Below are 11,186 nucleotides of genomic sequence, written 5' to 3' on the forward strand. Positions count from 1 at the left end.
TGAACCCCTAAGGCGCGAAGAGAAACTCGCTGGTGTTCAAAAGCGTGTGACACAATTGGGGCAATGCTCTGGTTGCTGCTTCGCCGGGTGAGACATTTTCAATCTGAAAGCGCTCCGCGGTTTGCCGGAGCATTTGGCTGCACCACCGAAGTTCCTCGGTGTTGGGCGGCCGCGTCAGCGCCAGTTCAAACGCCAGCCGAATTCGATCCTCCGTCGACTGACTCGGCACGGCTCGCGACACTCGATCCGCGAAGTGCCCGGCTTGCTCCAGGACGAACGCATCATTCAGCATCGTGAGTGACTGCGAAACGACCGCGGCCGGAGAGCGCCGGATGCAACTCGTCGCGACGATCGGTTGGTCGAACGTGTTGAGGAGGGACAAATGATAATTCCGGCGCGCCAAAATGTAGAGGCTGCGCCGCCCCAAGTCTGAAGCTCGCGCGATCTGCTTCGCGTTGACCACGATCAAGCCGTCCGTCCGGCTCTCCAGCGGGATCGGCGCGCCGCCCACCGTGCGGTCAAGCTTGCCGCTCACGGCGAGGATGGCGTCGCGAATGATCTCCGATTCCAGCCGGCGCAATCTCTGGCGCCACAAGAGTCGATTCGAGGGATCTGAGCTCGGATTTTCAGACGCGGTCGCAGACTGGCGGTACACTGTGGAATTCATGATCAACCGGACGATCGGTTTGGTGCGCCAACCTTGCCGGATCAATTCGGACGCCAGCCAGTCGAGGAGTTGCGGATGGGTCGGCCCGGAGCCGGAGAGGCCGAAGTTATCGCTGGTTTCGACGATGCCCTGACCGAAGAGGTGCTGCCAGATTCGATTCACCCAGACTCGAGCGACGAGCGTGCTGGCCGGGGAATCGGGATCGGTCAGCCAGCGGGCCAGCGCCAGCCGCCGTCCGCTGGAACCGGCGAGTAAATTGCGACTAGAGTCAACCGCTTGCCGGGGCAAGGCGCTTGTAGTCCCGCCTTTAGGCGGTCCGGGCCACGTAAACGCGGGACTACGAGCCGCATGTTCGCGAAAAGGAACAAGCCCGCGTGCCTCAGAGCTGCTTGATTCAACTGCGGCACTTGCTTCCTCCGCGCACAGCACCGTGAGGAATCCCGGTTGCACCTCTTCGCCCGGTGTCTCGTGATTGCCGCGGCGCAAGAGATGGAACGGTGACGGCAACCCGGTGTCGTACACGGCTTGGATGATTCCGTGTGTTCGACGCTGTTTCTGCAAGCCGGCGACCAGGCGGTCGAGATCGGCCAGTTCCGCAACTTCCTTCCCGCTCAGGGCCGCGGAGATTTCTTCGGACTTAACCTTGAGAGCAGCCTCGAATTTCCCGGCGAGGTACTTTTGGACTTCGCTGCGTTTCTCCGCCTCGGTTTCCAGCGCTTTCCGGACATCGTTCCGGATCGGTTCCGGGATCGAATTCAACCGGGCCTCAAAAAGCCGTTCTCGATGCGGGCGCCGGATTCCCTCCTGGCGTTCCTTCAGTTTTTGGACCTGCTGTTCGATCTCGCGGTTGTGCCGGTCGATGGCGGCCTTTTCGATTTTCGACACGTCCGGCAGGGCCCGTTGCTTCGGCTGGAGCCACGCCTGGGGATCAAAGGCCGGACTCAAGTTCGCGAGGAACGCGTAATACTCCCGCTGGGAGATCGGCTCGTATTTGTGGTCGTGACATTTGGCGCATTGCAGGGTCAGGGCGAGGAGGTTGTTGGCCAGGATCTCGCCGGTTCGTTGCAGCACGCCGTGGCGGATGTCCAGCGTGTTCAATTCGTTCTCGTCCGTGTCGTCGGACGCGGTGCGGAGAAAACCCGTGGCGACCAGCAGTTCCTTGAGGTCCGGAGTCAAATGCGCCGCCGAGCGCCAGTCGGCCAGTTCATCGCCGGCGAGTTGTTCCAGGAGGAAACGGTCGTACGGTTTGTCGGCATTGAAGGAGCGGACGGCGTAATCGCGGTAGAGCCATTTGCCTTCGCCGAGCTTGACCGTGCCGGCGTCGTTGTCGCCGCCGAGCACATCGACGTAGCCCGCCGCGTCCAGCCAGTGGCGGCCCCAGCGTTCTCCAAAGTGCGGCGAAGCGAGCAATTGATCGATCCATCGCGTTTCGGCATCGGGTCGCGGGTCGGTGAGGAAGGAATGGAGTTCTTCGGGCGAGGGCGGCAGACCAATCAGGTCCAGAGAAGCGCGCCGCAAGAAGGCCAGGCGATCGGCGTCGGGAGAGAACGTGAGGCCGTTCTCTTCGAGAGACGCCAGCAGAAAGGAATCGACCGGCGTTCGCACCCGGTCAGAATTCTTCGTTCGTGGTAATTCCGGCCTGCTCAAAAGGCGGAACGCCCAGTGAATTGCTTTCGACTGGACAGATTCTTGGACCACGGATTTCACGGATTTCGCGGAACTAAAAGCTTTTTTATCCGTGTTATCCGTGTAATCCGTGGTTGCGGCGGGCAGGCCGGGAAGGGGCGCGAGCAAGGAGGCGCAACAGAGTTGGGCAACCAGTCCAAGCGTGTTCATCGGGCGCGTGAGGCAGATTGGACGTAGAATAAATCCCCAAATGAGAAAATAGAAGGTGTAATTCCAGAGGGCTGTGTTAGGGTGCCGCGTAAAATTTATCCTGAGAATACACGTGAGAAATCGAATTCGCGTCGTTGGTTGCAGCGTGACCGCAGCCGTTTCCCTCCTGGCGTTCATTTGGACAACAGCCCTGCCCGCGCAAGATGCTCCGGCGGCCACCAAAGAACCGGACGTTTCCCGAAACACGACCCTGGTGTTCTCGCCGACCAACCGGCAGGTGCTCCTCGAGACGATCCGCCGGCCCGTCCAGAGACTGGACGTCGCACCCGACCAGACCAATATTGCCCGCATCGTTCCCCTGGTCTTGGAACAGTACCATTTCTTGCAGGAGGAACTCGACGACGCGCGGTCGAGCAAAGCGCTGGATCACTACATTGAGATGCTCGATGGCATGCACCTGCATTTCCTCCAATCGGACATCGACGAATTCAATCCGCTCTACCGCACTCACCTGGACGAACTGCTCAAGAAGAAGGGCGACGTCACGCCGGCCCAGCACATTTTCTCACGCTTCCTGCAGCGTTTGACCCAGCGCGTCGATTACGTCGGTGAACTGCTCGCCACGGAGAAATTCGAGTTCACCGGCACGGATCGCTACAATCTCGACCGGAAAAAATCCCCCCGCCCCAAAGACCTGGCCGAAGCCAAACAACTCTGGCGGCAGCACCTCCGCTACGAAATCCTCCAGGACAAGCTGAACAAGGAAAAATCGGAGGACATCGCCTCGAAGATCACCAAGCGTTATTCGCGCTTGCTGCGCTCGCTCCAGGATTACGATCGCGACGACGTGTTGGAGCTTTACCTTTCCGCCGTGGCCCAGGTGTTTGACCCGCACACGGATTACATGGGGAAATCTTCGTTGGACACCTTCAACATCAACATGAGCCTGTCCTTGACCGGCATCGGCGCGCTGCTCCGTTCGGAGGACGGGTACTGCAAGATTCAATCGCTGGTGGCCAACGGGCCGGCCCAAAAGAGCAAACAACTCAAAGAGAACGACCGGATCATCGCCGTGGCCCAAGGCACAAACGAGCCCGTCGATGTGGTCGAGATGAAATTGAACAAGGTGGTGGAAATGATTCGCGGCCGCAAAGGCACCGAAGTGCGCCTCACCATCATCCCGGCCGACGCGCCCGATCCGTCCGTCCGCAAAGTCGTCAGTCTGATTCGCGATGAGATCAAACTGGAAGATCAAGAGGCCAAGGCCAAGATTATCGATTTCCCCGGCACGACCGGAAAACAGGTTCGCGTCGGCGTGATTGATCTGCCTTCGTTCTATGCTCAGATGGATTTGACCGGGAAAAAGGATGACGACGACGGCCCCCGGAAGAGCACGACCCGCGACGTAGCGCTGCTCTTGCGGAAACTAACCAGCGAGAACGTGGACGGCGTGATTCTGGACCTGCGCCGAAATGGCGGCGGTTCGCTGGAGGAAGCGATCAATTTGACCGGTTTGTTCATCAAGGAAGGCCCGGTCGTCCAGGTCAAAGACCACGACGGCCAGAAGCACGTAGATTCGGACAAAGACGAATCGGTTCTTTACGACGGACCGCTCGTGGTGCTGACGAGCCGTTTCAGCGCCTCAGCGTCGGAAATCCTGGCGGGAGCGTTGCAGGATTACGAGCGCGCTGTGGTCGTGGGCGATAAATCCACTCACGGCAAAGGAACGGTGCAGCAATTGATCGATCTCAAGCGGATTGCCGCATTCCGGCGCTCGACGATCAGTCCTGGCGCCGTCAAAGTCACCATTCGAAAGTTCTATCGGCCCAGCGGCTCTTCCACGCAGTTGAAAGGCGTGGCGCCGGACATCATCCTTCCTTCACTGAACAATCACGCGGACGTCGGCGAATCGGCTCTGGAGAACGCACTCCCCTGGGACACGATTTCCGCGGCGAAATACGAAAAGCTCAACCGGGTTCAGCCGTATTTGGCGGAGCTTCAGAAACGCTCGTCGGCGCGTGTCGAAACCGATCCGGATTTTCAATACGTGAAGGAGGATATCGAGCAATTGAAGAAGGCGTTGGCGGACCGGACGGTTTCTTTGAACGAGGAACAACGGCTCAAAGAAAAGGCGGACGCCGAAGCCCGCTCCAAAGCTCGCCAGGCAGAATTGAAAGCCCGCCCGCCCGGGAATGAAACGGTCTATGAAATCACGCTCGCGCTCGCGGACAAGCCCGGCTTGCCCCCGGCCGTGGGTCAATCAAAGCCAGCCGAGAAGTCCGACCGCCCGGACCATCCAAAGAAAACGGATGACGACGAGGATGCGGCGCACGAAACAAAAGCGCCGTTGGTTGATACGGTGCTGAAGGAAACCAAGCGCATTTTGGCCGATTTCATTTCCCTTGGAAGAAACGACCCGGCGATTGCCGCCGCCGACCCCAAGCTTTCTCCTGACGGAAAGACTTCGGGTAACCTCGGCACAGCCGGCGCGGTTGCCAAATAGTAGGAGTAGAGCCCGATGCAACTGCGGCGCGGCAGCGCCGCCCTACCCGTTCATGGTAGGGCTGAGCTGCGGCTCAGCCGACTTCCAGCCTGTCAACCGCGTTCCACCTGCACCCGCGCGTCGTTGAAACACGCGCCGCCGGCCACCACGTTCACGTGCTGCGGACAAAGCGCCGTGGTGCTCTGGCTGTTCCGTGAAGATTTTCGCCAGGCGCCTTTGGGCATGCCGCAGACGCCCTCGCGCAGGCGATCGCTGACGCGCGCGCGACAGTGCACTTCGCCCAGGTCGTTGAACACCCGCACCTCATCGCCGTCTGCGATTCCGCGCGCGGCGGCGTCGGCCGGATGAATTGCAAGCCAGAGTTCGGGGTAATTGAACTCGCCCAGCGTGCTGGAAATCATCTTGTTGTTTGACGCGCTCACCAGCGCCAGCGGGAATCGGCCATCGTTCACCGGCAAGTATTGAAACGGCGCGGACCCGAGCGCGCCGGGCGTAAGATGGATTCTCCCGTCCGCCGTCAAGGGACGCACACTCTCGAATTGCACCGGCCCGCCGCCCGGGAACGGATAGCGCTGGACGCCTCCCTGGCTCACAGTCGCGAAATCGCACGGCTGTCCAGAAAGGCTGAGTGCCTCCGCGACCTTCCGCAGGCTCGTCGCAGTGTCCCAGCCGAACGGTTCGTCAGAAAACCCCAGGGCACGGCCCAACCGTGCGAACACCCACTCGTTCGGCCTGGCTTCGCCGCAAGCTTCGATCGCCGGTTGCACTCCGCCGACGATGTAGCTTCCGTAAGACCGCTTGATTTCGTGTTGTTCGAGAAACGTCACCGCGGGGAGCAAGATGTCGGCGAAGCGCGCGGTGTCCGTCATGACTTGTTCATGAACCACGGTGAACAGGTCCTCGCGCGTCAGCCCGCGCAAGATCGCGTTCTGGTCCGGAGCCGTCGCCACCGGGTTGCAGTCATAGACAAAGAGCGATTTCACCGGCAGCGCGAGACCGTCCGTGAGCAACTGGCCCAACTGGCTCATGTTCAGTTCGCGCGTCGCCCATTTGGTCGGAGGAGAATCCGCGCCGAAGAGTTTGGCGGTGTCCAACTTCGCCGCGCCGCTGTTGGAAAGTGTGTAGCCTCCGCCACGGACGCCGAACTTGCCGAGCAACGCCGGCAGGGCCATCACCGCGGCCAATGCCTGCCCGCCGTTTTGATTGCGCTCGATGCCCCAGCCGACTCGGATCACCGCCGGAGACGAAACCGCATAGGCGCGGGCCAGCTTTTCGATGTCACCCGGAGGCACGCGCGCCGCGGCCGCAGCGCGTTCGAGAGACCATTCGTTCGCCGCAGCCAGAAGCGGCTCCAGGCCGTCCGCGTTTTGAGCGAGGAACGCGCGATCCAAGCGGCCGGCTTCGTTCCACAGCCGGATCATCGCCAACGCGACCGGCAAATCCGCGCCGGGATAAACCGGCAAGTGCAGATCGACGTCGCCGGAGTTGAAATTACGAATGGGATCGACGACGGCCACGAAAGCGCCCCGCTTCTTCGCCTGCCGAAGGTACGGGACCAGATGAATGTTTGAGGCTTTGGGATTGGCGCCCCAGATGACGATGGCGCGCGCGTTCGGATAATCCTGGAAAGCCACGCCGGGCATCTTGCCATACATCCCCAAAGCAACCGCGCTGGCCGGCGCCGCGCACAGCGTGCGGGCCAGCCGTGAGGCGCTCAATTTGGCGAAGAGGTAGGCATCCAGGAAATCGTGGCTCAGCAAGCCATTCGACCCGTCATAATGATACGGCAAGATGGCTTCGCCGCCCCAACGCGCGATAATCTCGCGGAACTTCGACGCGATTGTGGAAATCGCTTCGTCCCAGGAAATCCGCTCGAATCGCCCCTCTCCCTTCGGTCCCACGCGCCGCATCGGATGAAGGATCCGGGTCTCATGATAGACGCGGCGATCGAACTTCCCGATCTTGTCACAAATGAAGCCCTGGGTGTTGGGATGGTTGCTCGACTCGTCCGGGGCGGCCTGGATACGCTTGATTCGCCCGCCTGCGACGTGGATTTCCAGCGCGCAGGAATCCGGGCAGTCCATCGTGCAGGTCGTGCGAATGCTCGTGTCCATGGAAGCATTGTAACGGGGCCCCTGGCGGTTGCACTTGAATTCGCGCAACTCGCGTAATGTTCATCAATCTTGGTGGGGCGAGACTCCTGCCGAGCCAATGCCATCGAAGAAAAGCCCGGCAGGAGTCTCCCCCATCGTCGTTAACTGAGAAGCCGTCAACCCGGGTGGGGCGAGCGTCCTCGCGAGCCAGATTCAATCGAACTCTGCGATGGAAACATGAGACCCGATCCAACGCCCCTCCTCTCCCCAGCCCTCCCCCCCTTCGGGAAGAGAGGGCGAAGACTTCGTTGACCGACAGTTTTAATCGCACCCCTGAGTGTTCACAAACAACGAGAACATCGACGTGCTCCCACACATGAACAGCCGGTTGCGATGACGCCCCCCGAAACACAGGTTCGCGCACCGCTCCGGCAGGTCGATGCGGCCAATCAATTTGCCATCCGCGTTGAACACCGCCACGCCGTCCAATCCCTCCGCCCCCATGCCCCAGCCGACCCACAAATTGCCATCGACGTCCACGCGCAAGCCGTCCGGCGTGCCGTTCGGCTCAGCCGTGATCAGCGTGCGTCCGCCAGACAACCGTGTGCCTCCGCTGGTCGCGTCGTAAGCGCGGATCACGCGCGGACTGGCCCCGGCCTCGACAATGTAGAGCTTGGATTCGTCCGGCGAGAATGCCAGGCCGTTGGGGCGATTGATGTCGCCTGCCACGACGGTCAGTTTCTCGGACTTCGGATCCCAGCGGTACACGTTCGTGGGCAATTCCGGTCGAGCCAGGTGTCCTTCGTAGTAACTCAGGATGCCAAACGGCGGGTCGGTGAACCAGATTGAGCCGTCGGATTTGCACACGATGTCGTTCGGCGAATTCAGCGGCTTGCCGTCGTAACGGTCCGCGATCACGGTAATCGCGCCGTCATACTCGGTGCGCGTGACGCGCCGCGCGTCGTGCTCGCACGTGAGCAAACGGCCCTGGCGATCGCGCGTGTTGCCGTTAGCGTTGTTCGACGGTTTGCGGAAAACGCTGACGGCGCCGGTCTCCTCGTCCCAGCGCATGATGCGGTTGTTGGGAATGTCGCTCCAGATCAAGTAGCGGCCATCGCCGAACCAGACCGGCCCTTCGCACCACCGCATGCCGGAAGCGATCTTTTCCACTTTGGCGAGGTTCACCCGATACTTCGCGAAGCCTGGATCGATGATTTTGAACAGCGGATCGGGGTAACGCGGGCTGGGCTGCCATTGCGCCAGGGCTTCGGGCATGGCGGCCAGCGCTCCGGTCGCGCTGCCGGCGGCGAGAAAACTCCTGCGGTTCATTTTCATGGTTTGCTTCTCCTCACGACGCGCCAGTTTCCTGGACTTGTTGGATGGCTTTTTCAAATGTGGGAGCAGGATAGGCAAGGCAGCGCCGCCGCTCAAGGCTCCCGTGGTTCAGGAGTTTCGAACAAAAGGCAACACAGACTTCATCTTCTTCGTTGGCTGCCCTCCGGGTTTAGCTCTGAGCCAGGTACTTCGTCGCCATGACTTCCAGCTCCGCGGTGATTTGGTCCAAAGGCACCGAGAAACGGATTTGTTTGCCGAGCTCGACCGCAATCGCATACGGATGAACATTGACGCCCGAAGCATCGCTGGCCGGCGACTTCCTGGTTCTTCCCCTCTTCGCGCTGTGGAATCGACCCGGCAATCGTTGTCCGGCGCTCCGGGTTTCGTTCATCATCCCGTCATACAACCCCAGGAGAAAGGCGCTTCGATCCGCAAGGCTAACGCCATGAAGCTTGCCAAATCTGGCCAACAACGCCCGAAAACTATTCGCGATGTGATCGGAGATTTCGACCAACTTTCGCGCCGTTGCGGGGGTCGCCTCGGCCAGAAGATCCGCCCCCTTATGGACGCAACGGATTCTGGTTGCCGATTCAATCGCCCATTTCACCGCGTTGGCAACATCCAGCTCATTGCTCTCGAAGGAATAAATCCGTCTGGCCGCGGACGAATTGGCAAATCTGCCGGAGAACAAGTCCGGGGTGTCGTTCGTCGCGGGGACGCTCAGGTCGTATCGCGCCGTGAGACGCGCCAGTTTGCGCTGAGCGACGGCCTTTTCCCCGCCCACGCCTCGCTCGACCAATGCCTGCAATTTTCTGAACAACGCCTGAATCTTTGCGCTGGCGGGTTTCCTGTGCATGTCGTCCAGAGAATGCTACAGGCCGCTTCCGTCCGCCAGCGCAACTTAAAAGTCTGTTTTGATTTGTGGCTACGCGCAACGACTGCGCTGGATTTCGAAACGAAGGCCGGTCTTTGAGCAAAAGATGAAGCGCCTGACGACAAAGCTGGAGGCGCAGTTCGCGGATTATCGGGTTTGACGGTCCATCCTCTCGCTTTATACTTCGGTTCCGATGCGTGCCAGGATCGAGCTTGTTACGGGGGCTTTTCCCACACGGCACGAATTCGCCCCGTCCTCCGGTTCAAAGCGCCGCGCGATGATCCCATGAAGCCAAACGATGATTTCTCGTGTGGATCGGAAGCGACAGATCGCCAGGCGCATTCGGGAGTCAATACTAACGCCGGGTTTCGCGTTCTTCGGATCGTCCGTGGTTTCCTGGCAGCTTCCCTTGCCCCGTTAGCGCTGGCCGCCATTGCCGGTGGCGCCTTCGCGCAATCGGAGATTCCCGTCACGCCTCAATTTTTCGACAAGAGCATCCGTCCTTTGCTGGGCGAGTTCTGCCTGAGCTGCCACTCCACCGAGAAGCAGAAGGGCGAACTCGACCTCGAACGGTTTGCGTCGCTCGACGAGGTGAAGCGGCATCCGAAAGTCTGGCAACGCGTCGCCGAGCAGCTTGCGGACAATGAGATGCCGCCGAAAGACAAGCCGCAGCCAACCCCGGCGCAACGCGAACGATTGTCTCATTGGGTGCGAGCTGTGCTTGATGACATCGCACGCTCGCGCGCGGGCGATCCGGGCCCCGTGGTGCTGCGCCGGCTTTCCAACGGAGAATACAGTTACACGATCCGCGATTTGACGGGCGTCGATTCGCTGGATCCGGCGCGCGAGTTCCCCGTCGATGGCGCGGCGGGCGAAGGTTTCATGAACACCGGCAATTCGCTCGTGATGTCTCCGGCGTTGCTCAGGAAGTATCTGGACGCCGGCAAAGAGATTACGGGCCACGCCGTGTTGTTGCCGGACGGGATTCGGTTTTCGCCCAAGACCACACGGCGCGATTGGACGGAGGAGATCCTCGCGCAGATTCGCGAGTTCTATGCTGAGTTCACAGACACGCGAGGCGGCTCGTCCGTCAATTTGCAGGGAATCAAGTTCAACACCAACGAAGGCGGGCGTCTGCCTCTGGACAAATATCTGGAGGCGACATTTGAACTCAGGGCAGCGCTTTTATCGGATGCGTCCTTTCCCCTCACCCCGGCCTCCCCCAGGGAGAGGGAGTTGGGCGGGGCAGTTTCTCTAAATCCGAACGCCGCCGGCCGTATCCCTGCCCGGGAGAAGACTCACCCTCCCCACGAACCCTATTCAACCACGGATTACACGGATCAATCCGCTCCTCCATCCGCGAAATCCGCGAAATCCGTGGTTAAAGAATCGGTTCAGGGGTTCAAGATGCGAAACGCTTCGGAGAATTCTCTCCCTGAGGGAGAGGGCCGGGGTGAGGGGGAACGGAGCGCCAAAGCAGAAGCAGGCTTGACCTCGTCAGTCGCCGCCAAACGCGGTTTAAGCGCCAAGTATCTTCGTGACCTTTGGGTCACCTTGAATGACAGGCAATCTTCGCTGCTGCTTGACCCGCTTCGTGCGCGCTGGCGCGAAGCCAAACCGGGCAGCGCAGCGGCCCTGGCCTCTGAGTTCGCCCGGTGGCAAAACGTGCTCTGGAGATTCGCCAGCGTCGGCCACATCGGGAAAGCGGGCGGCCCCAAAGCCTGGATGGAACCAGTCAACCCGCTCACGGCGAAAGAGGAAATTCGGATCAAGATTCCCACCGTCACGAACCGCAATGAAGTCACGCTCTATCTGGTCGCGGCCGATGCCGGCGATGGGAACGACCATGATTTCGTGGTCTGGGAACAGCCGCGGCTG

5 protein-coding genes and 1 pseudogene are annotated in these 11,186 nt (G+C 60.5%); 2 read left to right on the forward strand and 4 right to left on the reverse strand.

Annotated features, from left to right (window positions below):
• Nucleotides 1–7 precede the first annotated feature (7 nt).
• Nucleotides 8–2,854, reverse strand: coding sequence for a DUF1553 domain-containing protein (locus FJ398_01220; protein ID MBM3836576.1), 2,847 nt, complete (start codon nt 2,852–2,854; stop codon nt 8–10).
• On the opposite strand from FJ398_01220, the gene FJ398_01225 reads away from it, so the two are divergent.
• Nucleotides 2,781–5,006 (forward strand): tail-specific protease, encoded by a 2,226-nt coding sequence (locus FJ398_01225; GenBank protein ID MBM3836577.1) that lies wholly within the window; start codon nt 2,781–2,783, stop codon nt 5,004–5,006. The two genes, FJ398_01220 and FJ398_01225, sit on opposite strands and share 74 nt — an antisense overlap.
• A 92-nt stretch (nt 5,007–5,098) precedes the next feature.
• Here FJ398_01225 and FJ398_01230 read toward each other — a convergent pair whose 3' ends face one another.
• The 3 genes from FJ398_01230 to FJ398_01240 form a co-directional block, all read right to left on the reverse strand.
• Complete coding sequence (locus FJ398_01230; GenBank protein ID MBM3836578.1) at nt 5,099–7,120, reverse strand: molybdopterin oxidoreductase family protein; 2,022 nt, start codon at nt 7,118–7,120, stop codon at nt 5,099–5,101.
• Between the two features lie 300 nt (nt 7,121–7,420).
• Nucleotides 7,421–8,434, reverse strand: a complete 1,014-nt coding sequence (locus tag FJ398_01235) for an SMP-30/gluconolactonase/LRE family protein (protein ID MBM3836579.1) — start codon at nt 8,432–8,434, stop codon at nt 7,421–7,423.
• 169 nt (nt 8,435–8,603) lie between these two features.
• On the reverse strand, nt 8,604–9,290 hold the full coding sequence (locus FJ398_01240) for a hypothetical protein (GenBank protein MBM3836580.1): 687 nt from the start codon (nt 9,288–9,290) through the stop codon (nt 8,604–8,606).
• Nucleotides 9,291–9,593: 303 nt separating this feature from the next.
• Here FJ398_01240 and FJ398_01245 point away from each other — a divergent pair.
• A pseudogene (locus FJ398_01245) lies at nt 9,594–10,466 on the forward strand (DUF1587 domain-containing protein).
• Nucleotides 10,467–11,186 lie beyond the last annotated feature (720 nt).

Source organism: Verrucomicrobiota bacterium (genome assembly GCA_016871535.1).
GTDB lineage: Bacteria > Verrucomicrobiota > Verrucomicrobiia > Limisphaerales > SIBE01 > VHCZ01.

Coding starts and splice junctions, on each gene's coding strand:
- FJ398_01220 (MBM3836576.1), bottom strand. CDS start 2,854: ATGCGGGCAATATTGGTCTGGTCGGGTGCGACGTCCAGTCTCTGGACG.
- FJ398_01230 (MBM3836578.1), bottom strand. CDS start 7,120: ATGGACACGAGCATTCGCACGACCTGCACGATGGACTGCCCGGATTCC.
- FJ398_01240 (MBM3836580.1), bottom strand. CDS start 9,290: ATGCACAGGAAACCCGCCAGCGCAAAGATTCAGGCGTTGTTCAGAAAA.
- FJ398_01235 (MBM3836579.1), bottom strand. CDS start 8,434: ATGAAAATGAACCGCAGGAGTTTTCTCGCCGCCGGCAGCGCGACCGGA.